At 60.5% G+C, this 23,825-nt stretch carries 16 protein-coding genes and 1 tRNA gene; 8 read left to right on the forward strand and 9 right to left on the reverse strand.

What is annotated here, in order from left to right; all coding sequences use genetic code 11:
• A partial coding sequence (locus QZT71_RS07520) for a class II fructose-bisphosphate aldolase (protein ID WP_295914609.1) occupies positions 1-429 on the reverse strand: 429 nt, incomplete at its 3' end.
• Between the two features lie 394 nt (positions 430-823).
• Here QZT71_RS07520 and QZT71_RS07525 point away from each other — a divergent pair.
• The 5 genes from QZT71_RS07525 to QZT71_RS07545 are packed head-to-tail and all read left to right on the forward strand — an operon-like array spanning position 824 to position 11,072.
• On the forward strand, positions 824-3,874 hold the full coding sequence (locus QZT71_RS07525; RefSeq protein ID WP_295914612.1) for a TonB-dependent receptor: 3,051 nt from the start codon (positions 824-826) through the stop codon (positions 3,872-3,874).
• Positions 3,875-3,890: 16 nt separating this feature from the next.
• Positions 3,891-5,426, forward strand: coding sequence for a RagB/SusD family nutrient uptake outer membrane protein (locus tag QZT71_RS07530; RefSeq protein WP_295914615.1), 1,536 nt, complete (start codon positions 3,891-3,893; stop codon positions 5,424-5,426).
• A 22-nt stretch (positions 5,427-5,448) separates the two neighbouring features.
• A complete protein-coding gene (locus tag QZT71_RS07535) occupies positions 5,449-8,472 on the forward strand; it encodes a hypothetical protein (RefSeq protein ID WP_295914617.1) in 3,024 nt (1,007 codons plus the stop codon).
• Between the two features lie 60 nt (positions 8,473-8,532).
• A complete protein-coding gene (locus QZT71_RS07540; RefSeq protein ID WP_295914620.1) occupies positions 8,533-9,828 on the forward strand; it encodes a hypothetical protein in 1,296 nt (431 codons plus the stop codon).
• Between the two features lie 8 nt (positions 9,829-9,836).
• On the forward strand, positions 9,837-11,072 hold the full coding sequence (locus QZT71_RS07545; RefSeq protein WP_295914622.1) for a hypothetical protein: 1,236 nt from the start codon (positions 9,837-9,839) through the stop codon (positions 11,070-11,072).
• Between the two features lie 85 nt (positions 11,073-11,157).
• On the opposite strand, the gene QZT71_RS07550 is transcribed toward QZT71_RS07545, so the two are convergent.
• Positions 11,158-12,033, reverse strand: coding sequence for an AraC family transcriptional regulator (locus QZT71_RS07550; protein WP_295914624.1), 876 nt, complete (start codon positions 12,031-12,033; stop codon positions 11,158-11,160).
• 103 nt (positions 12,034-12,136) lie between these two features.
• On the opposite strand from QZT71_RS07550, the gene QZT71_RS07555 reads away from it, so the two are divergent.
• Positions 12,137-14,428 (forward strand): GH92 family glycosyl hydrolase, encoded by a 2,292-nt coding sequence (locus QZT71_RS07555; protein WP_295914628.1) that lies wholly within the window; start codon positions 12,137-12,139, stop codon positions 14,426-14,428.
• Between the two features lie 108 nt (positions 14,429-14,536).
• On the opposite strand, the gene mnmA is transcribed toward QZT71_RS07555, so the two are convergent.
• The 5 genes from mnmA to QZT71_RS07580 form a co-directional block, all read right to left on the reverse strand.
• Positions 14,537-15,796 carry a tRNA 2-thiouridine(34) synthase MnmA gene (gene mnmA / locus QZT71_RS07560; RefSeq protein ID WP_295914631.1) on the reverse strand — a complete coding sequence of 420 codons (1,260 nt, stop codon included), beginning with the start codon at positions 15,794-15,796 and terminating at the stop codon, positions 14,537-14,539.
• A gap of 23 nt (positions 15,797-15,819) precedes the next feature.
• Complete coding sequence (locus QZT71_RS07565; protein ID WP_295914634.1) at positions 15,820-15,942, reverse strand: hypothetical protein; 123 nt, start codon at positions 15,940-15,942, stop codon at positions 15,820-15,822.
• 6 nt (positions 15,943-15,948) lie between these two features.
• Positions 15,949-16,482, reverse strand: a complete 534-nt coding sequence (gene rimM / locus QZT71_RS07570) for a ribosome maturation factor RimM (protein ID WP_295914636.1) — start codon at positions 16,480-16,482, stop codon at positions 15,949-15,951.
• Between the two features lie 328 nt (positions 16,483-16,810).
• Positions 16,811-17,365: a 30S ribosomal protein S16 gene (locus QZT71_RS07575; RefSeq protein ID WP_295914638.1), complete on the reverse strand. Its 555-nt coding sequence runs from the start codon at positions 17,363-17,365 to the stop codon at positions 16,811-16,813.
• A gap of 21 nt (positions 17,366-17,386) precedes the next feature.
• Positions 17,387-17,695: a hypothetical protein gene (locus QZT71_RS07580; protein WP_295914640.1), complete on the reverse strand. Its 309-nt coding sequence runs from the start codon at positions 17,693-17,695 to the stop codon at positions 17,387-17,389.
• A 215-nt stretch (positions 17,696-17,910) separates the two neighbouring features.
• Between QZT71_RS07580 and QZT71_RS07585 the strand changes: the two genes are divergently transcribed.
• Both QZT71_RS07585 and QZT71_RS07590 read left to right on the forward strand, forming a co-directional pair.
• Positions 17,911-17,984: transfer RNA gene (locus QZT71_RS07585), tRNA-Arg, on the forward strand.
• A gap of 369 nt (positions 17,985-18,353) precedes the next feature.
• Positions 18,354-19,253, forward strand: a complete 900-nt coding sequence (locus tag QZT71_RS07590) for an AraC family transcriptional regulator (RefSeq protein ID WP_295914643.1) — start codon at positions 18,354-18,356, stop codon at positions 19,251-19,253.
• 19 nt (positions 19,254-19,272) lie between these two features.
• On the opposite strand, the gene QZT71_RS07595 is transcribed toward QZT71_RS07590, so the two are convergent.
• Both QZT71_RS07595 and QZT71_RS07600 read right to left on the reverse strand, forming a co-directional pair.
• A complete protein-coding gene (locus QZT71_RS07595) occupies positions 19,273-20,682 on the reverse strand; it encodes an L-fucose/L-arabinose isomerase family protein (protein ID WP_295914644.1) in 1,410 nt (469 codons plus the stop codon).
• A 13-nt stretch (positions 20,683-20,695) separates the two neighbouring features.
• Entirely contained in the window at positions 20,696-23,809 is a 3,114-nt protein-coding gene (locus QZT71_RS07600) for a glycosyl hydrolase (RefSeq protein ID WP_295914646.1), read from the reverse strand.
• Positions 23,810-23,825: the final 16 nt, after the last annotated feature.

Raw genomic sequence — 23,825 nt, forward strand, 5'->3', positions numbered from 1 at the left:
GCCGAAGCCGGTGTCGCCCACGCGTCCCAGCTCGGCTTCGACGTCGACGCCGGCGGCGTGTGCGAGCCGGGCGACCAGGCGTGTTTGGGCGATGTTCTCCTCCAGCGGCAGGCCGGCGCCGTCGAACATCACCGAATTGAATCCTGCGCGGATGGCGCGGATGCAGGTCTCGGGGCTTTGTCCGTGGTCGAGGTGCACGGCGACAGGAACTTTGGCGCTGCGTGCCGCTTGCAGGAAGACGGGGGCCATCAGTTCAAGGGGCGCCCCCGGGAATTGTACCTCGGCGAGTTGCAGGATGAGCGGTGCGTGCAGCTCTTCGGCCGCAGCGACGGCTCCCATTACATTCTCGACGCTCAAGCAGTTGAACGCCCCCACGGCGTAGTGCCGGCGGTGGGCGTCCCGTATGATCTCTCGGAAAGGGGTTAACATAATTAAATTAATTTAAAAATTTCAGCCGGATAATGTAAAATTTCGATATTCAAAGGTAGTATGTTCCGGCCGGATAATCTGGTGAAATATCTGCACAAGCATGTATTATTTTGACATTATTGTGCAATAATATGAAATTTGTAGTTCCCTGTTATTTAATGGTGTATTGTGTTTATGGGCTTGTAGTGCCGTTTTTAGGTGGGTCGGATTATTTTGAACTGTGAAAATATTGTTATATTTTGTCAAAATATCACCATGTATATGTATTTCTTTATTCTATATTTGTAATAGTCGATTTGGGCGCAGTTATTAAAAAAAACGGTCGGTCGACACCTATTTATATTATAGCCGGATTGGAAAAATGTAAAACCTAAACAACTAACCTGTTTGCAAAATGATTAAAAACAAACTATTCATGCTATTGATTCCCTTGCTGTTGTGCGGCACGGGCCTGTTCGCCCAGAATACGGCCGTGCGGGGAATCGTGACGGGAAGTCCCGACGGGAATCCTATTCCGGGGGCATCGGTGGTGGTCAAAGGCTCCGTCAGGGGTACGACGACGGATGCTTCGGGTGCCTATAACATCGCTGCGGGAGCCGGTGACGTGCTAATCATCTCGTTCCTCGGTTATAAATCGCAGGAAGTGCCTGTCGGCGGGCGTACGGCCATCGACGTGAGCCTCGAAGAGGATGCCGAACTGGTCGAAGAGGTTATCGTGATCGGTTACGGTACGATGAAGAAGAGCGACCTGACGGGCAGCGTGGCTTCCGTGAAGGCTTCGGACGTAACGCAGGTTTCGGCCGGGTCGATCGACAAACTGTTGCAGGGCCGCGTGGCCGGCCTGACGGTAATCGACAATTCCAACGACAGTCCGGAAGGGAATGTCACGATGCGCGTGCGCGGCATCAGCTCCATCAACGGCTCCAATTCGCCGCTGGTGGTGGTCGACGGCGTGCCGATGGGCGACGCGGGTAACCTGACCAGTGTCAATCCGAACATCATCGAGTCGATCGAGGTGCTGAAAGACGCCTCGGCGACCGCCATTTACGGTTCGCGCGGAGCCAACGGCGTCATCATGGTAACGACCAAGGGCGGCCGGAAGGAACACCACAACGTCTGGTTCTCGGGAAAGGTCGGCGTCGGCGTTTTCAGCGACAAACTCGATTACTGGCGCGACCCGGTGCAGATGGCACGGCTCGAAAACGAATCCTACGAGAACGGCGGCGCCGAAGGGCCGTATACCGGGAAGATATGGTCGGACGGCACCTATTACCCCTCTATCGCCGAAATCGAGAGCGGTGAATGGCCCTTCCGCACCAAATGGGCCGACCACGTGTTTCGCACTTCGGTAACGCAGGATTACAGCATCGGGATCGAGGGCAGCGGCGAGAAAAACCGCTACTACGTGAGCCTGGGTTATTACAACGGCGAAGGCATGCAGCACAAGGACGATTTCGAGAAGTATACGGTCGACATGTCCTACGATCACCAGGTCGCCCGCAGCATCAACCTGAAGACCAAGGCCGGGTTCGTGCGCGGCTTCCGTACCTACAACAACGGTACGAGCTACGGGCGCAATCCGCTCTGGCCGGTCTACAACGGTGACGGCTCCTATTTCAAGAGCCAGCCCAAGGACTACGGCAATCCCGTGATGATCAATAACGAGATCAAGAACGAATCGGACAACATGTCGGGCTATGCGCTCGTCAAGGCCGACTGGACGATTATCCCCGGGCTGATTATGTCGGTGTCGGGCAATGCCCGCGCCGAACAGCGTCGTTCGGCCTACTTCAACCCGCCTCTCTACACCCTTGCGGGGGACAACTATAACGGCGAGGGCGGCAACAGCGAGTCGACCTACGTCAACCTGACGGGCGACGCCTTCCTCACCTACAACAAAACGATCGGCGACCATGCTTTTTCGGCCATGCTGGGCGGAAGCTACGAGAACAGCGTGAGCAGGGGTTCGAGCATCACCGGGCGCGGGTTCTCCAATGCCGCGCTCAAGGACGAGGTGGTTTCCGGTGCGGACAAGGTCATAACGCTGACCTCGCGCAGCCAGGAGATACTCGCTTCGGGCTTCACCCGCCTGAACTACACCTACAAGAACCGCTACCTGGTGACCTTCACGGCCCGTGCCGACGGCGCTTCGAAATTCGCCAAAGGGCATCGCTGGGGCTTCTTCCCCTCGGGGGCCGTGAGCTGGAAACTGGAAGAGGAGCCGTGGATCAAGTCGCTCGGGTTCTTCGACCAGCTCAAACTGCGCGCCAGCTACGGCATTTCGGGTAACCAGGGAATTTCCCCGTACCAGACCTTTGAACGCTTCGGGTTCGATTATTATTGGTCGGGCGGCAAAGAGTATACTGTGTACGGCATCGGTTACCAGGATGGCCGCGAGGGGTTGGGCGACCGTTTCGTTACGTATGCGGGCATGGCCAACCACGAACTGACGTGGGAGAAGACCGCGCAGTTGGATGTCGGCCTCGACCTCTCAATCCTGAAAGGGCGGCTGAACGTTACCTTCGACTATTATTACAAGAAGACGACCGACCTGCTGCGCAAGCAGTACCTTCCGCCCAGCACCGGTTTCGATACGGTCTGGGTCAACGACGGCGAGATCCAGAACAAGGGTTTCGAGGTGGCCGTCACGGGGCGTGTCGTTTCGACCCGGGACTGGAATTTCACGGCGACGGGCATCTTCAGCCTCAACCGCAACAAGGTGGTTGCAATCGGCACGGCCGAAAATTCGGGTGCCACGGTCGATGCCAACGGTATCTGCTATACGCAGTACGGCGGCAGCGTCTATAACGACGCTTTCCTCAACGTGCTGGCCATCGGTTATCCCGTCAATTCGTTCTACGGCTACATGGTCAACGGCATCATCCAGACGCCCCAGGGCGACGGGTCGAGCGCGAATACCCGTCCGGGCGAACTGAACTACGTCGGATTGAACGCCGACGGTACGCTCGATCCGAACCAGCGTATGATTATCGGCAACCCGAACCCCAAGTTCACGTCGAGCCTCTCGCTTTCGCTCTCGCACCGCTGCGGCCTCGACCTGTCGATGATGATGTACGCCGTCTACGGCAACGACATCTTCTCCTACCGCAAGCTCGGGTCCGCGGCGTTGCAGTCCGGACGCTGGACGGCCGAGAATCCCAACAACGAACGTCCCAGCCTGCGCTATAACCGGCAGTACCACGCTTCGTCGTGGTCGGTCGAGGACGGTTCGTTCCTGCGCATCTCCAACATCACGCTGGGCTATACGCTGCCCGCTGACAAGTTGAAATGGATCAAGCACCTGCGTACCTATGTGAGCGCCAGCAACCCTTTCACTTTTTCCAAAGTGAGCGAATACGACCCCGAAGTGGGGGAGAACGGTATAGGTAACGTGGCCTATCCCAAAGTATGCGTCATCACCGTCGGCGCAGAGTTCAAATTCTAAAAAAAGCCAAGTGAACATGAAACGTATATTCCTGTATTTCGCATTGCTGGGAGCGCTCGCGGGGCTGGGCTCGTGCCTCGACGAAGTCCCCTACGGCACCTATTCAAACCAGACCTTCTACAATACCGAGGCCGATGCCGAATCGGCGCTGATGTATGCCTATGTGCCCCTGAACTATATCGACTACTGCGGACGCTTCCTCTTTTATTTGAGCGATGTGCCGACCAACCAGTACAAATCCTACGGCAAGGCCGACGAGAGCCCGCTGTTCCAGTGGGACATCACGCCGACCAGCGACGAGGCGATCTACTTTTTCAAATCGGCCTACGTGAGCCTCGCCCGCACCAATTCGGTGCTGGACAACGTTGCGCAGATGTCCAATATTTCGACCACGGCGCGTAACAAAATCCTCGGCGAAGCCCATTTCCTGCGTGCCTTCAACCACTTCATGCTGGTCATCAACTACGGCAGCGTGCCCATCCGTTCCAAGACCGTTTCCACGACCTCGGACGCTTTCAAGGATTTCGCCCCGATTCAGGATGTTTACGCCTTCATCATCGGCGAACTGGAAGATGCCATCGACCTGCTGCCGGTGAACAAGGTGCAGGGGCGTGCCGATAAGGTCGCGGCGCAGGCGCTGCTCGCACGCGTTTACCTCTACCTCGCTTCGTCCAAGGCCTCGGAAGCCCCCGGGTACGACTGGGTGTCGGATGCCGACGAGATGTACCGCCTCGCGGCGCAGTATGCCGGCGACGTGCTCGATAAACAGACGGTCTACCGGCTCGACCCCGATTTGGGCAATGTCTACGACGTCGAGCACCAGGCCGACGGGGTGGAGCATATCTTCATGACTTCGATGAACCGCGAGGCCAGCGGCATGGAAGGCACCTATTCGCAGCTGCCCCAAATGTTCTGCATCCAGACCGGAAGCATCGTCTATATCTCCGCGTCGCTGGGGGAGAACAGCCGCGAGGTTATGAAGTTCATGGACTACGAATCGGGCTACCAGGTGATGCGCGTGGACAACGATTTCCGCGAAACCTACGACGATGACGATTTGCGCAAACAGTTGATGGTGACGACGATCTATAACGAGGACGGAAGCGTGCTGGCCACCTACGACCCGTCGAACCTCACCAGCAGCGATAACATCAGGAACAAATTCTTCTATCCGTTCTGCCGCAAGTACACCGATCCCAAGTCGAAGTCCAACCGTACCTCGGCCAACCTCTACCTGATTCGTTTCGCCGAAGTGGCGCTCACCTATGCCGAGGCGGCCGGGCCGACCGAAGAGGGGTACAGATGGGTGAACGAGGTGCGCAGGCGCGCCGGACTGGATGCGCTTCCCGAAGGACTTTCGATTGAAGATTTCCGCGAGGCGGTGATTGGGGAGCGGACGAAGGAGCTGGCTTTCGAAGGACACGGCATCTACGACCTGCGCCGCCTGAACCGCGTCGACGAGCAGCATATCACCAACAAGGCATTCAAGCCGACCTATGCTTATTTCTATCCTGCGCCCCAGCGCGAACTGGACCTCAACCCGCAGAAATAACCGATTTAAAAATCCGTAAACCATGAAATTATTCCATAAATACCTGCTTCCGGCCGCCGCATTGTTCCTTTGTGCGGGACTGGCCGCGTGCAGCGAAGATACGACCGACCCGGCGAACCCGTACAGTGGGAATTTCACACTGAAGACGCAGGCCGAGGTCGACGCTTTCCCCGCACGCCCTACTGCAAACAGCATCACCATCGAGGGGGCGGATATTACCGATATCTCCTCGCTCGATGTCCCCGCCGTCGGCACGCTCCTGATTCGCAACACCGGGATCGGGACGCTGGCGCTGCCCAATACCACGTCGATTGCGACCAGACTCGAGGTTTCGGGCAACGAATCCCTCACGGCCGTCGGCGACCTGGGCGTGAAGTTCGTCATCGGCGACATACATATCGAGGACAATCCCCTGCTGACGGATATCAGCGGCATGCTGGGAATCAAGAAGATGACCGGGAAACTATACGTCACGGGCAATGCCTCGCTGGGCGAGGACAAGCCCGACGAGCCGGACAGCTACGGTTTCAATGTCATCAAATACCTCATCTCCAATTCGGTGCTCGATGCGGAGAACGTGACCTTGTCGAACAACCATCCGCTGGCCGTGACCGACCCGTCGCTCATCGGCCAGGGCGGAGAGTCGGGCGGCGTTTACAGCTATACGATCAAGTCCGACGCCGAGGCTGCCGCATTCAGTCCCGGCGGTAAAGAGGTCAAGAACCTGACGGTCACGGGCCCCAACGTCACGGACGACGGAATGGCGCTGCTGGCGGCGAAGATCTCCGTCGTGCAGGGTACGATGACCGTCGACGGCGCTTCGCTCAAGACCACCGAAACCTTCTTCGGCAAGGTCGACTGTCAGGGCGGCATCATCCTGCGCAATATCTCGACCTATGACGAAAGCGGCGGTAACAAGTTCTTCAACAACAACGGTTTCAAGAATATTACCCGGATTCACGGCGATTTCATACTCGAGAATATCCCCTACCTGACCCACTGGGGACGCGGCAACGGATTCGCGCAGATAACGGAAATCGACGGCGACCTGACGGTGCGCAACTGCGGTATGCAGCAGATGGCCTTCGCTTCGCTGTCGAAGGTCGGCGGCGATTTGACCCTCGCGGACAACTGTATCGAGCTCTATACGGGCTTCTTCTGGAACCTGGCCACCGATCTCCGCCATGTGGGCGGCAGCCTCACGCTCACCGGCAACGACCACCAGAATGGTTTGGGCGGCTTCGAAAAGGTGGAGTACATCGGCGGCGACATTACCATTACGGGCAACGGTACGGATCCGGGCGCCGGGGGCATTCCCTATGTTTCGACGGCCGGGCAGGTAGGCTTCGATCTGGTGGAATCCTGGATTACGGGCGGCGTCGTGCAGCCCGGTGCAATCATCGACTGCCGCTATGCGGACGGTACGCCCGTCGAATTCTCGGAGATACCACAGCCCGGAGAATATAAGAGCTACACGATTTCGAGCCGCGACGAGTTGTTGGCCTTTGCCCCGCAGGACGGTTCTGCGGTGAAGGAAACCGTGCAGGATCTGACAATCGCGGATGCCGGCAATACGATGTCGGACAACGACCTTTCGTTCGTCAAGACCCGCGTGGAGAAGGTCATGGGCACGCTGACGCTCGAAGGCAGCAACCTCACTTCGACGGAACTGTTCTTCCTGAACGGCGGCTTTACGGTCGAGGGCGGCATCGTCTTCCGCAACTGTGCCGAACTATTCAACCTGAACGGGATGAAGTCGATGACTTCGATCGGCGGCGACCTGGTCTTCGAGAACTGCCCGAAGATTGCGACGAACTGGGGCGCGGGCAACTGCCTCTCGCAAATCGAGAGCGTGGCGGGCAGCGTGAAACTCACCGGTATAGCTGAACCCATGGCGGGCGTTTCCCTGCAGTCGTTGAAGAGCGTGGGCGGCGATTTCATCGTTTCGGGCTGCAACGGCGATTTCTGGAATTTTGCAGGTATGAGCCTTGCGACCGTCGGCGGCAGCCTGGTCATTACCGACAATGCGAAACTCAACGGCTTGGGCGGCTTTGCGTCCGTGACCTCGGTCGGCGGCGACATCACCATTACGGGCAACGGCACGACGAACGGGGGTATTCCTTACGACAGCACCTCGGATCAGGTCGGCTTCGACATGGTGGCCCGCTGGATCGAATCGGGCGTGGTGGCCCCGACGGCGGTGGTGACCTGTAAATATGCCGACGGCTCGGCGGTCGGGTTCCCGGTGCCGAGCCCCTATAAGAGTTACACGATTTCGAGCCGCGACGAGCTGTTGGCCTTTGCCCCGCAGGACGGTTCTGCGGTGAAGGAAACCGTGCAGGATCTGACAATCGCGGATGCCGGCAATACGATGTCGGACAACGACCTTTCGTTCGTCAAGACCCGCGTGGAGAAGGTCATGGGCACGCTGACGCTCGAAGGCAGCAACCTCACCTCCACGGAGCAGTTTTTCAGCAACGGCGGCTTTACGGTCGAGGGCGGCATCGTCTTCCGCAACTGTGCCGAACTGTTCAACCTGAACGGCATGAAAGAGATGACGGCCATCGGCGGCGACCTCGTTTTCGAGGACTGTCCGAAGATTGCGACCGATTGGGGCGCGGGCAACTGCCTCTCGCAGATTGTGAGCGTGGCGGGCAGCGTGAAACTGACGGGCGTGATGACGCCGATGCGCGGCGTGACGTTCAACTCGCTGAAAAGCGTGGGCGGCGATTTCATCGTCTCGGGCTGCAACGGCAACTTCTGGAATTTCGACGTGATGAAACTCGAAACGATCGGCGGAAGCCTGGTGCTCACCGGTAACGAACGGCTCAACGGCCTGGGTGGTTTCGAAGCGCTCGTGAGCGTGGGCGGCGACGTGACGGTCACCGGCAACGGTACCCTTGAAGGCGGTATTCCCGTGACTTCCACCTCCGACAAGGTCGGGCTGGATTTGCTCGGAAAACTTTACCGCGGGAGCGTATTTGCTCCCGGGGCGACCTTCACGATCGAATCGGACGGTGTGACTTATCGGATAGACGAATTGTAACAAATAATGTGAACGGGGGCTCCGGACGGTGCACGGCCGGAGCCCTAAAACCGAAATACGATGAAAAAGTTTAAGATAGTATTATTTGCCGCCGCCCTCGCCCTTACGGCCGCGGGGTGCGAAAAGGAGTGGGACAAAAGCCAGTGGCCCGAAATCCCCCAGCGGCCCGATCCCGTGCCCAACACGGGCAATTACCGGTTTTCGGGCGGCGTGATGTCCGAAGAGGTGCTGCACAACTACCTTTCGCGGGCGATTACCCAGACCGAATTCCTGTCCGAGGCCGAAACCTCGACCGACGGTGTTTACGGGACGCAGGACGACGAACGCATGCTGCTCAACGTCGGCGCCAAGTTTATCGGACGTGCCTTGTATCAGTGGAATAAGGAGACGAATTTCAAGGACGATGCATGGATTGCCGCAGCCCGGGCCAAGGTCGACAGGATGCACGGCCAGGATCCCGACCTGCTCTTCCAGGCGGCGATGTTCGAAACGGTTTCCACCCGGGTCAACGACATTCCCGTTCCCGAGTGGGTGTTCCGGGCATTCGGCAGGCAACCCGAGGTGCGGAATTTCCGCTTCGACGACATCCGCGACGAGAACGGCCTTTACTGGGGACAGTGGGGCGAGAACACCTGCGTGCCCGACATGTCGCGCGAAGAGGCGCAGATGTGGTTCTATTTCATGGCCGTGAAATACATGGAAGCCGGCGCCGAGGCCTTTCACTGCGGACAGGTGCATCTGATGGCCTCGATGGGCGATTCGGACAACGGCTATGCGGGATACCGCAACCTGCTCTCCAAGATACGTGAGGTTGCCAGGACCAAGGCCATACGGGGCACGGTCATCATGGACGCCCACCTGAGCAACGGCGGCATCGTGGTCGACGGCAGGCACCTGTTCGATTTCGTGTCTTTCCCGCTGCGTCCGAAGGAGATTGTCGGCGAACCCGTCAAGGCGAAGCTCGAAAAGGGGTATCTCGATTCGGTAATCGGCTATACGAAGGGCGGCGAAACGCCGAGCGGCTGGACGGCCGACCGCATCCCCTATATCCTCGAGTTCGACAATTTCGGGGAGAGCACCCATCCCGGCTCCTACAACTGGGGCGACAATTTCGTCTGGGGCTACGACGAGATTTCGTGGTTCAGCCTGTGCGACGACGAGTATGCCCGTTACTGGCTCGAATACGCCGTGGATTACATGAACCGCGTAGACCCCATCGGGTACATCCAGATGCCGGGTTGCCGCGTGTCGATCTCCGGCCCCACGCGCTTTTACCGCTGCAATACGCAGAGCGAAGCCACTCCGACGGGTCGCTCGGCCGAGGAGACGATTAAGAAACTGTGGAGCAAACGATGATACCTGCCATGAAAAGAGTGATTTTGCTGTCTGCCTTGTGTATTTGGTGCGCCGTTTCGTGCGGCCGCGCCGAAGACCCCTATTATTTCGACGGCCCGGTTTCGCAGGCCGTGCTGGAGCGTTATCTCTCGCGTGCCGTGACCATGTCGGAGTTCCTCACGGTCGACCCCTACTGCAACGACGGGACTTATCCCGACAAGGCGGCCGACGTGGCGTTCATCCGCAATACGGGCGCCAAGTTCATCGGCCGGGCGATCTACCGCTGGGGCGACGAGAAGGTGCTTACGGAGCCCGGTTTCTGGGCCGGAGCCGAAGCACTGATCGACGAGGTGCATGCCTTCGATTCCGACGTGATTTTCCAGGCCGCGACCTTCGAGGCCGTTTACCGCGAGGTGAGCGAGGTTCCTGTGCCGGCCTGGGCGTTCGAGGCCCTGGGGCTTCCCGCCGAAGAGCGCAACTTCGACTATGCGCAGATGCTCGCGCCCGACGGCAAATACGTCGACCTGTGGGCGCCGGGTGCCAGCGTGCCCGATATCACGCGCGTCGAAACGCAGTTGTGGCTGATGTACCTGATCGGCTCCTACGTGGATATAGGCGTCGAGGCCGTGCACCTGGGACAGGTTTACCTGATGGGGATGAACGACCGTGATTGGCAGGCGTGGGACAGTTTCCTGAAGAAAGTCCGCGCGTGGGTCTATCCCCGTGCCCGTCGTCATTTCGTGTTGTTCGACGCCCATGCGGGCAGCCGCGGCATGATGGTGGGCGAACGGAGCCTGATCGATTTCAACTCTTTCCCGCTCCGTATCAGGGAAGTTCCCGAAGAGCCGATGAAATGCGTGCTGGAAAAGGGCCATATCGATGCCATCTTCGGCAAAAGCCCCGCATGCGTGACCCCGGCCGGCTGGCGGTGCGACGCCCTGCCTTACCTGGTCGAGTTCGATAATTTCGGCGTCAGCGACCACCCGGGTGTGGCCGATCTCAATGACCATTATGTATGGGGCTATGACGAGATTACCTGGTTCTACATGCAGGATGTCCCTACCCGCCGCGCGTGGCTGCGCTATGCTTACGAATGGCTGCGCGAGAATGATCCGCACGGACATCTCGAAATGCCCGGCGCACGTGTCGTGTCGCTTGCGGCGGGCGAACCGGTGTTCCTGGGCCGGGCCGTCGCCAAAAGCGACAAGGTGCCCTACGGGATGGATATAGAAGAAACCGTGAGGGAGCTTTGGAACGGGGATTAAACCGGATGCCCTGACCGGGGCCGGCTGTGTGCCGGGGCTGCGCCCTGCGGTGCTCGGCCGGTTCCGGCCGCAGCGGCCTGTCGTGTCAGCGGTCGGGGATGATCGACTCCTTGAATTTGTTCCGGTAGTCGCTCGGTGTCGTGCCGATCCGCTCCCGGAACACACGGTTGAAGTTGGAGATGTTGTTGAACCCGCATGCGTAGCTTATCTCCGAAATGGTGTGTTCGGTTTCGATCATCATCTGCGCTGCACGGTCGATGCGGAACCCGTTGAGGTAGTCCCAGAAATTGTGGCGGGTGCGTTTCTTGAAGAAGCGGCTTACCGACGATGCGGACATGCCGACCAGCTCCCCGACATCTTCCAGCGAGATCTTGCGGTTGTAGTTTTTCTCGACGAACTGTACGATCCGGTTGATGCGGCGGCTGTGCGGGAAGGAGCTGTCGCTGCTTTGGACACCGATCAGTTCGACCTGCGTGCGATCGGCACAGGCCAGTTCGTGAAGAATGTCCAGAAAGAGCTGCACGCCCTCGAACCCCTCGACCGTGGGCAGGCGCAGGAGCCGTTCGCGTACCGCCTCGGCGGTTTCTTCCGAGAACTTGAGCCCCGGGGCCGGTTGGCAAAGCATGTTGCGGATGTCCCGCAGCTGGTCGGTGTCGAAGATGCCCCACGAAGGAAGCTCCTTGGGGAACTGTATGACGACGACTTCGCAGCGGGTGTTCAGAAAGGCGTCGTCGCGCTTGTAGCAGTGGAGTACGTTGGGGGTGGTGATGACCAGATCCTTTTCGGTGAAATCCTCGACCAGATTCCCCAGAATGCGCTTCCCGCGGACGTTGAGCGTAAGGTTCAGCTCGTAGTCCTCGTGGAAATGGAGCGGAAAATCCATTTGGTTGTCGGGCCAGTAGTTGGCGATGAACAGGTCGTTTTTCCCCAGCGGGGTGATCTCCTTCAGAATGTACTTCATGGGTATAAGGCTGACTAAACAAATATAAGGATTTTTACCCGGAACTTCGCCGTTCCAAACCGATTTTTTACGAATTTTCAAAACAAAATCAAAACATAGAATGATGCTGAAATCCCGAATTTTACTGTTTGTCCTTTCGGCGGCCTCCGCTGCCTGTCTTTCGGCCTGCCGCGATCAGGGCGTGGGCCGTTGGGTCGACCCCAATATCGGCGGCGTGGCACCCCTGCTGACGACCGTTACCCCGCAGGTGCACCGGCCGCACTCGATGGTGCGGGTTTTCCCGGTGACCGAACCCGGGCTCAACGACCGCTATTTCTCCGACCGGATCTACGGCATAGCCCTCAATATGCCCCGCTACCGCAGCGGGACAGCAGGCTCGGTCATGCCCACGGTTGGCGAAGTGTCGTTCGAGCCGGAGCGCTCCTCTTCGTGGTACGACCATGATCTGGAAGAGCTGCATCCCTGGTCGCACCGGGTATGGCTCGAAGAGCCTGCGGTGTGGGCCGAATGGACGACCACGGAGAGGGCTGCCCTCTATGAATTCGACTTCACGGATGCGGGCCGGCAGGCGAACGTGCTTTTTCGCGTCGGCTCCGAAGGCGAGGTCGCCGTGGAGGGCAACCGGGTGGTTTCGGGCTGGGAAGCGGTCGATTACGCCCGTCAGTACTTCTATGCGGTCGCCGACCGGCCTTTCGGGAGTTCCGGCACGTATGACGGGACGGCGCTTTCCGGGGAGAGATCGGCATCCGGGAGCGGTATCGGTGCCTGGTTCTCCGCCCCGGCCGGTGTGGGTAAGGTCTGTTTCCGGGTGGGAATCTCCTATATCAGTGCGGAGCAGGCGCGGGCCAATCTCGAAGCCGAAACCGGGGGGCTCGCTTTCGATGCAGTGAAGGAGCGGAGCCGCGCCGTCTGGGAGGAGGCGCTGGGACGCATCCGTGTGGAAGGCGGGACGGAGAGGGAGCGCCGGATATTCTACACTTCGTTGTACCGGACTTTCGAACGCATGGTCGACCAGTCGGAAGGCGGACGCTATTACAGCGGCTTCGACCGCCGTGTGCACGAGGATGCACGGCCTTTCTACAACGACGACTGGATGTGGGACACCTACCGCAACCTGCATGCGCTGGGGATGCTGCTCGACCCCGGGCGCAAGGCCGACGAGTTGCAGTCGTATGTCCGGATGTACGAGCAGTGGGGCTGGGTGCCCTCGTTCCCCGAACTCACCGAATGGGGCGGGGACTGGTTCGAGGGGGCGAACCCCGACTGGCACGGCGAACCGATGATCGGCAACCACGTGGCGTCGTTCGCCGCCGAGGCGATTCGCAAGGGAATCACCGGATTCGATGTGGAAAAACTCTATGAAGGGCTGCGCAAGAATGCGCTGGAGGGGACGATGATCCCCTGGCGTGCCGGTGCCGCACGCGAACCCGACCGGTTCTATGCGGAGCACGGCTATTTCCCGGCTCTGGCGCCCGGCGAGCCCGAGAAGTATCCCTATATCGACGACGGATGGGAAAAGCGGCAGGCCGTTTCCGTGACGCTCGAACACAGTTACGACGATTGGTGCCTGGCGCAGATCGCACGCTATCTGGGGCGTGCGGACGATTATGAACTCTTCATGCGCCGTTCGCACTATTACCTGAACCTCTGGAACCCCGCCATCGGGTATTTCGCCCCGAAGAACGAGCGGGGCGAGTGGATCGAACCTTTCGATCCGCAGTTGTGCGACGGTTACGGCGCCCGGAGTTATTTCGCGGAGGTGAACGCCTGCGTCCATGCGTTCCATGTGCAGCACGACATCCCGCGGCTGATCGCCCTGATGGGTGGCGACGAGGCTTTCGTCCGCCGGATCGACGAGGCCTACAACCGGGGGCCGGAAATCGACAAATGGAAATTCATGGGGCGGATGCCCGACGCCACGGGGTTGCAGGGGCTGATGCCTGCCGGCAACGAACCCGCCTTCCATGTTCCGTGGCTCTACAATTACGCGGGGGCGGCATGGAAGACCCAGCACCGTGTGCGGCAGATTGCCGACCTCTGGTTCGATGACCGTCCCACGGGATTGAGCGGCGACGAGGACGGCGGGGCGCTCACGGCGTGGTATGTCTTTGCCGCGATGGGCTTCTATCCGGTCAATCCGGCCTCGGGCGAATATGCCTTGAGCTCCCCGATTTTCGAGCGGATCGAAATCGCGTTGCCCGGCGGCCGCAGCTTCGTCGTCAAATCCCCGGGTGCGTCCAAAGTGAACAAGTATATCCGCTCGGCACGGCTGAACGGCGAGCAGCTCGTCCGGCCTTTCATCACGCACGAGCAGATCGTGCAGGGCGGCGTACTCGAGTTCGAGCTCACGTCGCGCCCCTGCCCGGATTGTTTCAGGCAGGTGTCGGGTATATAATGCCGGAATGCGAAAAGCTTTGCTTTTCGCATTCTTTTTTGCGTGCTCCAGCCGGCGGAATCTCCGCCGGCTCGGTCGCATGTGCCGAATCTTTCTTCCAGGGGCGGTTTACTCCGCGATGACTCCCGAGCCGATCAGCTCGTCGCCGTCGTACCACGCTGCGAACTGTCCCGGGGTGATTCCCCGCTGGGGCGTGTCGAAAACAAGGTAGGCCCCTTCGTCGCGGACGAACAGCCGGGCCCCTTGCAGCGGTTGGCGGTAACGGATGCGGACGCTGAAGCGGGCGCTTTGCCCGGGAGAGAGGACGCGGGCGGGATTGACCCAATGTATCTCGCCGGGGGCGATATGCAGCGCCGGGCGCCACAGTCCGGGATGGGCGTCGCCCTCGCCGACGTAGACGACGTTCTGCGCGGTGTCGGTCGCGAGGATGAACAGCGACTCCCGGAGCCCCTTGCGCTGGCCGATGGTGTAGAAATGCGCGCCGTTGTGTTCGCCGATTTTCTTACCGTCGCGAACCGTGTAGCGCCACGGGGCGGCAAGCGCCGCGAGTTGTCCGTCTGCAGGCTCGGCCTCCGGGACGGGCTGGCCGGCAGGGGCGGCATCCCCGGCTGCCTGTGCGGGTGAGGGGGTGCCGTTTTGCGCTGGCTGTCCGGCGGGAAGCCCGCTGCGGTATTTCGGCCACGAGGGGAGTATCTCGTGGATGTTGCCCTTTTTCGAGGCCAGTTTCTGCTGGAGGAAAACGGGCAGGTCGACTTTGCCCACGAAGCAGATGCCCTGCGAGTCCTTGCGCCGGGCGGTGGCGAGCCCCTGCTCCGCCGCGATGCGGCGCACTTCGGGTTTGAGCAGTTCGCCCACGGGGAACATCGCGTAGCGTAGTTGCTCCTGCGAGAGCTGGCAGAGGAAGTAGCTCTGGTCTTTGTTGGGGTCGGCGCCTGCGAGCAGTTTGTAAACCGTCCGCCCGTCGGGCAGCCGCTCCTCGGCCTTGCGGCAGTAGTGGCCCGTGGCCACGAAATCGGCACCCAGCTTGAGCGCTTCGCGCAGGAAGACGTCGAACTTGATTTCGCGGTTGCACAGCACGTCGGGATTGGGCGTGCGGCCTTTTCCGTACTCCGAGAACATATAGTCGACCACGCGTGTGCGATAGTCGGCCGAGAGGTCGACTACGTGCAGCGCGATGTCCAGTTTCTTGGCGACCAGCTCGGCGAAGACCCGGTCGTCGTGCCACGGGCAGTCGCCCTCGAGCGTGCCCGTCGTATCGTGCCAGTTTATCATGAACAGTCCGGTGACCTCGTGCCCCTGCTGCTTGAGCAGGTAAGCCGCGACCGACGAATCCACGCCGCCTGAAAGTCCGATTACTACACGTGCCATATTATGGAATAAAAGCGATTAGGTTATTCAAAAGCATGCACCGCGGCCACCAGCCAGAACGCCTGTGCGAATCCCTGCCATGCCATGCGCCGGCGGGGCAGGAGGCGGGGCGTGCGGCGGGTGTTTGTCGTGCGGAGCGGTTTCATGGGCTGTTACAGGTCGAGCAACCCTTCGGGGAGCACCATTTTTATCGTGCGTCCCTCGAAGTCGATATGGGCGATAAACTCTTCGGCGGCAGGTACGAGCACCGTGCGGTCCGCGAGCTCCAGCTCGAAAAGCGGGTTGGCGTCGCTGTCGTAGTAGTCCGTGACCGTCCCTGCGAGGGGGGCAGCCGCGCCGTGCGCTCCGTCCGCACCCGCTTCGATGCAGGACACCGCGAAGCCGATCAGGTCTTCCAGGTAAAATTCGTCGTCCTCTTCCTCCTCGAATTCGATGCGGAATTCACGGCCCAGGAGCTCCTGGGCCCGGCGCTCGGTGTCGAAATCGGCGAATGCGGCCACGGCGCCCGTGGCCCCGCGGCGTTCGAAGCGTTCGCAGTAGAGCGGCACCTCGAGGGCGTCGATGGTGACCATCAGCGGGGTGTCGGTGTCGAAGTCGGCGGGGAAATCGGTGTAGAGCGACAGCATCACGCCGCCGTCGGTGCCGAAAAGCTTGTTAATCCTGCCTGCAGGGGTGGAAACGCTCATATCGGTTCGGTTTGCAATTCGTTGTCCGCGTCCCGGTACCGGGGGCGGTGTATCCTGTTTGTCCTCCGGCATGCTGTGCATGCGGAGAAACGCTCCCTGTACCGCGGTGTCGGGGAAGCTGTCTTGCCTGCCTCTCCCGGCGTGCCGTGCCTGCGGAGCGGTTTTCCCGGCATTGCGGCGGCCTATATGCCGGGGAGTCGGCGGTTCAGGGCAGAGCCGCAGGGCACTTCTGCGCCGCGGTGCGGAAGTTCACAAAAGTAATGAAAAAAACCGGTAAACCTCCCGCTGCGGGAAATTTACCGGGATTCCGGAAAGAAGCGTCCTGCGCTTATTCTGCGGCGGGAGCCTCTGCCTCGCCCTCTGCGGGAGCCTCGGCAGTTTCAGCGGCAGCGGCCTCTGCAGCCTCCTTGGCGGCAGCTTCGGCAGCGGCTTTCTTCTCGGCGATAGCCTGTGCGCGCTCCTCCTTGATCTTGGCTTCGGCAGCCAGACGGGCCTTTTCGGCCGCCTTGGCATCCGTCGAGAGCTTGTTGCTCTTGGCTTCGATCTTACCGGCCTTCTCGTTCAGCCATTTGTTGAAACGAGCTTCGGCTTCGGTTTCCGAGAATGCGCCCTTGGCGACACCGCCCAGCAGGTGCTTCTTGTATAATACGCCCTTGTACGAGAGGATAGCCCGACAAGTATCCGTAGGTTGTGCGCCTTTCTGTAACCAACCCAGTGCTTGCTCGAAGTTCAGGTCGATCGTAGCAGGATTCGTGTTGGGGTTGTAGGTACCCAACTTTTCGATGAATTTACCATCACGTGGCGCTCTGCTATCTGCGGCAACGATGTGGTAGAAAGCGTAGCCTTTCTTACCGTGGCGTGCCAGACGAATTTTAACAGCCATTTGCTATAAAATTTTGTGTAATTAATAAAAAACGCTCACCCACTTTGGGCTTTTAAGCCTGCAAATGTAGGCAAAATATTCCGCCCGGCAAAATAATTCGCGGAAAAATAGCTGCGAAAGGCTGATTTCCGGCAGGTTGGGACGCATTGCCGGGGCCTTGCGGCGGCTCGTCCGGTGTGCCGGCGCTGGCACTGCCGGTTTCGCTTGCAGCCGCCTGCTTCCCGCCGCTTGCCAACCTTTTGCCGCCCGTGTGCCGTCCATCTCCTGCCGTTTCCCGTTGCTGACGTTCCCGTTGCTGTTGCTGCCGGCGGTGTCGCCTGCCGTTTTCACAGGGGGTGCCTGTTGTGCCGCGGGTGCCACTCCGGTACGGGGAACCGTGGTTTTTGCGGGGTATTCACGGACGTGCGGTCAATCCGCCGTTTCCGCATTGACGGCATGTTTACGCCGTGCGGGATGTGAGATTTTTTGCTCTGCCGGGGGCTGTTGTGAAAAACTTTTCCTATCTTTGCCGCGCAAATCGTGCGCTGTGCGGCGTATTTGCCGATGGTTCCGTAGCTCAGTTGGATAGAGCAGCAGCCTTCTAAGCTGCGGGTCGCGCGTTCGAACCGCGCCGGAATCACGCAAAAGGATGCGGCCGGGCCCCTGTGCCCCGGCCGCATTTCCGTTATCACGGAGTGCGCGCGCTCGTTTTGCCGGAGTGTGCTTTTGGGGTTTCCGGAGTGTGCTTTGGATTTCTTCCGGAGTGGGTTTTTACGTTTTCCCGCTTGCACGTTCACGTTTCCCGGGCCGTATGGCTTTTCCCGGCCATGCCCGCCGCGCCCTGATTTTCCCCGTTGCACTCTCCTTATGCCGCACGGGCCCGGTCGCATTTTTTCCGGCTGCGCGTCCGTTCCGGGGCGTCGTTTCCCCTTGTGGCGCGGCGCGCCGTTTTTTGTTTGGAGGCCTGCGAACTTTTTCGTAATTTTGAAACGAATCTAACCGTGCGGATATGGAAACGGCAGCGGGCTGCAACATAAAATACTTCAACATCAGCCGCAGCGACGAGGCGTGGGGGCTGGTCGTCACGACGGTAGGCTACCAGATGATTCCGCCCCACAGCTCCTACCCGCAGGCGCAGCATCCCGAATCGCACCTCTTCGATCCGCGCAGCGGGCGTGTCCTGAAAGAGTACCAGCTTATCTACATCTCCAAAGGCGAGGGGTGGTTCGAGTCGCGCTCCTGCAAGCGGCAGCGCGTCAAAGCCGGAACGATGATGCTGCTTTTTCCCAACGAGTGGCATACCTACGAGCCGGACAAGGCCACGGGGTGGTTCGAATACTGGGTCGGCTTCCGGGGCGGCGGCATCGACGCGCAGGTGGCCAACGGCTTTTTTTCGCCGCGCAGTCCGCTCTTCACCCTCGGGTTCAGCCAGTCGATTATCGGGCAGTACGAGGAAATTGCGGAATATGCCCTCAAAGAGCAGGCCGCCTACCAGCAGGTGGCGGCCGGTATCGTGCAGTTCCTGCTGGGGCTGGTCTATTACAAGCAGCGTAACCTTCTGTTCAGCGATTCGTTCGCCATCCGTAAAATCGACGAGGCGCGGGCCATTATGAAGCGCGAGGTCGAGGCCGATCTCACGCCGCAGGGTATCGCCGAACGCCTGTCGGTCAGCTACTCGTGGTTCCGCAAGATGTTCAAACAGTATGTCGGCGTATCGCCGGCGCAGTACCTCGCGCAAATCCGCTACCTGCGGGCCAAAGAGCTGCTCGACACGACCGGCCTGACCGTGGCGGAAATTGCTTACCGGCTCCGTTTCGAGAATGCGGGCCATTTCTCCACGTTCTTCCGCAAAAAAGAGGGCGTCCCGCCCCAGCAATACCGCCGGGAGCGGGAGCCGCTCGGTAAATAATCTTCGTCGCAGTCTTTTCTCAACAGACGACCGTCACCGGGATGCCGAGCATCGCGGCGTACCGGCGGATGGCCCCCGCGACATGGCCGACGCCGATTGCGCAGTGGTGGGACGGCCCCGCCTTGCTCCAGCCGTTGAGGAACTCCCGGGCCGGAATCGGGAATTTGTAACGGCTGTTGATGTTGCCGATGTTCAGCACGGGCCCCGGCACCGATTCGCCCTCGGCCAGCAGGAACGAAATCCCGCCGCTGCCCTCGACGACCGACAGGAGCGTTACCGGGCCGTGTTTGACGGACATCTGTATCGAGAGTCCTTTGCCGGGCTTGCCGTGGTAGACGGGCAGCGGCACCAGCCGGGCTTTCTGCTCGCCGAGCAGGAAATGCGCCGGGCCGTCGTGTCCCAGCAGGACGACGTCGTCCGTGAAATCCATGCCGTAGAACTCCGAAAAACAGCCTCCGGCGCCCAGCAGCGCCATGATCTTCATCGCCTGGACGTTCTTCACCTCGTACTCGCCCGCGACGGGGATGTCGCGCCCCGTCAGCAGGGTGTTGCCCGCGATGACCGAGGTGACGATGTTCTCGTATTCGTTGCCTGCGGCCCCGGCGTAATAGTAGGCCAGCGAACCCAGCCGGTGCGTTTCGACGAGCTTGTCCAGCGCCACCGAGGTGCGGGCCGCGCGTTCCAACTCCTGCGGCGTGCAGCCCGGGTCGATGACGAATGCCCGGCCGAATTGGGCAATTCTCGCATCGGCCTCCGCCTGCGTCACCGAATTGCGGAGCGCATGCAGTTCGCACATCTCCACGATTTCGGCATGGGTGCCGAAAACCGTGCTCTGGAGCGTCAAATCGGAGTAGACGTCGACCATACCGCCGTAGTAATTGCCCAGCAGTCCCATGCGGTTGCGGCGCATGCCGTGCGCGACTTTCGCTGCGTCGAGCCATTCGTAAATCTCCTTCCACGCCTCGGCATCGTCCAGGTAGCCCGTCACCACGTCGTACTTCGTGCCGGCGCGGTTGAGCACCGAGCAGAACTCGGGCAGCGAGCAGGCCTGGCAGTTGGCCAGCCATTCGCCCGTCATCTCCCCGCGGTCGGACATGCCGTTCAGCCGGGCGTAATCGATGGCCGGGGCGGGCTGCAGGTTGAGCAGCACGACGGGAATCCGGAGGTTGACGAAAGGTACGATTGTCGCGGAAAGCGCGTAGGTAGAGATGAAGATGAAGAGCACCTCCGCCTCCTCGCGCCTGAAGAGCGCTGCGGCCGCGTGCGCCTTGTCCACGTCGTCCACCATGCCCGCATCGACGACGATGCCGCCCCCGCGGGCCTCCATTTTTTCCTTTACGGCGTTGCGGTAGCCGTCGAGCCGTTCGAGCAGTCCGCCGAACTGGTGCCAGTAGGTGTTCAGTCCTACGGCGAGTAATCCTATTTTCATATGCTGCAATGCGTTATTTCGAAATGACGACCTCGAAGTCTTCCATCAAACCGTAATCCCGCTGGTCGTAGTCGCTGCCGGGCAGCTGTCGGGATACGTTGTTCCAGTGCCACGGGCCGGCAATGCCCCGATCGCCGCTGTAGTGGGGGCCGAACAGGTTTTTCAGGCTGCCCACGACGCGGACTTCGATCCGGTTGCGCCCTTTGCGCAGGTAGGGCGTCAGGTCGAAGGCGTAGGGTTCCCAGGCGACGATTCCCGCCTTTTTGTCGTTTACGTAAACCTGTGCGACGGTGCCCTCCCAGGCCCCGAGGCGCAGGGCGTAGCCGGCCGCCGGGTCGTCGATGTCGTACTCTTTGCCGTAAGCCACGTCCCAGGCGTAGAAGGGCAGTCCCTGCCGTTTCCAGCTTCCGGGCTCCAGCCGTGCGGCGGGGGCGCGGACAATCCATCCCGCTCCGGCCGATTCGAGTGCGAAGTCGCCGAACAGGTACACGGGGGCGATTTCGGCGTAGATGCTCATGGGGCTGACGCTCAACTCGACGGTGTTGGCGCCCCGGCGTACGAGCCCGTCGGCGGGGTAGACCCCGAAACGGCTGTCGAGAAGCGTTTCCGATGCGTCGGCCTGCACGGGGGTGCCGTTGATTTTCACGTTCCAGACGTCGGGCTGTTCGGCGACCACTTTCATGCCGCGGGAGTCGATGTCGTCCGCGACGACGAAGTGGTAGAGCACCCGTATGTCGCCCGTTTCCAGGGTGTCGCGTTCGACGATGGACTGGCGGTACTGAATGGCCGAATCCCACGGATTGCCCGTTCCGTAATGGCCGAACAGCTTGTTGCATGCCGCGAACGTGTAGAGGTTGCGTTCGGGCTGCCCGTCGATCGTAAGGTCGCAGAAATCGATGTTGAGCACGTTGTCCCGCATCCGGGCCACTGTCAACGGAGTTGCGGCCTTTACGATTGCGCCGTCGGCCGCCGGGGCCTTGGGGGCGTATCCGGCTGTGCGCGAAGCGGGTGCGAACAACACCATGCTTCCGGCGGGCGGCAGGTCGAACTGCGCTTCGACGTATTGTCCGTCGGCGGTGTGCGGGCGGGCGTGAAGCCGGCCCGTCAGGGCGTCCGCCTCGACGAGTTCCCGGCCCCGGAGGGCGACGCGGCCCGTTGCGGCGTCGGTCAGCGACGAGTTCACCAGAAACAGCAGTTCGCCGTCGTCGTAACTGCGCCGCTGGTGGTAGAGGTCGCTGCCCGCGACCTCGCTGAAGCGTATCCCGTCGCTGCGGAACGATTCGGCGACAGCCTTGCCGTCCAGCGCCGCATAATGCCGTATGCGGGATGCGTTGCGGCGCAGGAACTCCGCCAGTTCGGCGCTCGGCTCGCCGTCGACGAGTGTCGGCTCCGCGAAGAGGATGAGCTCGCCGCCCGCGGCGACGAACTTCCCGAGCAGCTCGAACGTCCGTGCGTCGAGGTTCTCGGTCATGGGCGGCAGCACGACTTTTTTATAGGCGCGTTTGCCGACGGCCAGGCGTCCGGATTTCACCGAGCCGTGGTCTTTGATGATGTTTTCCGAGCCGAGGTCGTATTCCGCCTGCGCCTTTTCGAGCGTGGTGACGAAGTGCTGGAAGCTGTTGCCGATTTCCATGACCCGGGGATGGTTCGCCACGTGGGAGTAGTAAAGCCAGATCGTCGTCGTGGGTTCCAGGATGAGGATGTCGTTGCGCTGCTCGCCCTGGCTCAACACGAGCGACAGGCGGGCGAAATAGTCGTTCAGCGCCTTGTAGTCGCTCCACCACGGCGACAGGCGCGTGAAGACCGGGGGATAGTCGTATTTGCGGGCCCCGACGATGGTCATGTGCGCGAGGTGCTGGTTCATGAAGTTCACGCCCAGTGCGTACTCCCAGTCGCCCAGCCGCTTGAAGTCCCGGAACGTTTCGTCCCAGCCTCCGCCGCCGTAGGTTTCGCTCAACGTGCGGACGTATCCCATCTGGTTGGCGGCGCTGCGCAGCTCCTTGACGGCGCGCACGTTGCCGAACTGCGCCTGCGGGGCGGTGTCGTTGAACTGGTTGAAGAGCATGTCGATGGCGGGCATCTGGTGCCATGCGTACATGGCCATGTTGTCGCCGCCCTGGTACATGCTCGGCCAGTCGTGTTCCCAGTAGTGGCCCGTCCAGAACATGTTTTTGCTGTCGCAGTAGGCCGACATGGGTTTGGCCCAGCGGTCGATGAAAAGCTGCGTGAGCGTTTGGGTGTAGTTGTGGCGCACGCGTTTCCAGTCGCCGGTTTGCTCGGTCAGCAGCGGCAGCACGTTTTTCAGGTCGTAGCCCCACGTTGCCCGGAAGACATCGAACAGGTCGGGCGTCCAGCGCACGCCGCCCGAACTGGGGATGCACGGCTCGTCGGAGAAGATGCCTTTGATGACCGGCCCCAACTGTTTGCCGAATGTCTTTTCATAGCCCGACATGGTGATGTCGAGGAATTTCTCGGTGACGCCTTTCACCAGCAGGTCGACGTAGGAGTAGCCTCCGTGCCACCCCGACCGGCCGTAGCAGGTCTTTTCATAGAGGTAGTATTCGCCCGGGATCCCTTTGTAGCGGGCGAGGCTGTCCGTGATGTCGGCAAACGTGTCCCCCTCCTTTTTCAGGCAGAGGAAATACTTGCGTGCGTCGTCGGGCAGCATGTCGGCCCGGGTGGGGTTGAGGCCCTGTCCCTGGTTGTACGATTCGGGCATCTCGGCCGGGACATGGCCGCCCGCGAAGCCGCTCGGGTAGGAGTTTTCGTCGTAAATCCAGATGTCGAGCCCCAGTTCCCGGCCCTTTTCGACGCTGTATTTATAAAGGTCGAACCATTCGTCGGAGAGGTACTCCGTGACCAGGCCCGGGCGCGGGTGGACGAAAGCTCCCCCGAATCCCTGCTCCCTGAAGTCGCCCAGCATGCGGTCGATGTCGGCGCGTGTCACCCGGGTGTTCCACACCCACAGGGGGGCCGGGCGGAACTCCCTGCCGGGGTCGGCGAATTCCTTTCGGAGTTTCCCGAACCGCATTTCGCGTTTCTGGGGTGCCGCCGCACGGCCCGCGAGGCAATACGACGCCAGGGTGAGAAGCAGCAGGCTTCTGATTGCAACGAGATTGGTTTTCATGGTCGTTCAGGTTATT

It is taken from the genome of uncultured Alistipes sp., from assembly GCF_902388705.1.
Classification (GTDB): Bacteria; Bacteroidota; Bacteroidia; order Bacteroidales; family Rikenellaceae; genus Alistipes.

What these genes read in the sequence shown, in the direction of transcription:
- mnmA (WP_295914631.1), bottom strand. Translation starts at nt 15,796, where the DNA reads ATGGCACGTGTAGTAATCGGACTTTCAGGCGGCGTGGATTCGTCGGTC.
- QZT71_RS07530 (WP_295914615.1), top strand. Translation starts at nt 3,891, where the DNA reads ATGAAACGTATATTCCTGTATTTCGCATTGCTGGGAGCGCTCGCGGGG.
- QZT71_RS07575 (WP_295914638.1), bottom strand. Translation starts at nt 17,365, where the DNA reads ATGGCTGTTAAAATTCGTCTGGCACGCCACGGTAAGAAAGGCTACGCT.
- QZT71_RS07540 (WP_295914620.1), top strand. Translation starts at nt 8,533, where the DNA reads ATGAAAAAGTTTAAGATAGTATTATTTGCCGCCGCCCTCGCCCTTACG.
- QZT71_RS07565 (WP_295914634.1), bottom strand. Translation starts at nt 15,942, where the DNA reads ATGAAACCGCTCCGCACGACAAACACCCGCCGCACGCCCCGCCTCCTG.
- QZT71_RS07595 (WP_295914644.1), bottom strand. Translation starts at nt 20,682, where the DNA reads ATGAAAATAGGATTACTCGCCGTAGGACTGAACACCTACTGGCACCAG.
- QZT71_RS07535 (WP_295914617.1), top strand. Translation starts at nt 5,449, where the DNA reads ATGAAATTATTCCATAAATACCTGCTTCCGGCCGCCGCATTGTTCCTT.
- rimM (WP_295914636.1), bottom strand. Translation starts at nt 16,482, where the DNA reads ATGAGCGTTTCCACCCCTGCAGGCAGGATTAACAAGCTTTTCGGCACC.
- QZT71_RS07590 (WP_295914643.1), top strand. Translation starts at nt 18,354, where the DNA reads ATGGAAACGGCAGCGGGCTGCAACATAAAATACTTCAACATCAGCCGC.
- QZT71_RS07525 (WP_295914612.1), top strand. Translation starts at nt 824, where the DNA reads ATGATTAAAAACAAACTATTCATGCTATTGATTCCCTTGCTGTTGTGC.
- QZT71_RS07600 (WP_295914646.1), bottom strand. Translation starts at nt 23,809, where the DNA reads ATGAAAACCAATCTCGTTGCAATCAGAAGCCTGCTGCTTCTCACCCTG.
- QZT71_RS07550 (WP_295914624.1), bottom strand. Translation starts at nt 12,033, where the DNA reads ATGAAGTACATTCTGAAGGAGATCACCCCGCTGGGGAAAAACGACCTG.
- QZT71_RS07545 (WP_295914622.1), top strand. Translation starts at nt 9,837, where the DNA reads ATGAAAAGAGTGATTTTGCTGTCTGCCTTGTGTATTTGGTGCGCCGTT.
- QZT71_RS07555 (WP_295914628.1), top strand. Translation starts at nt 12,137, where the DNA reads ATGCTGAAATCCCGAATTTTACTGTTTGTCCTTTCGGCGGCCTCCGCT.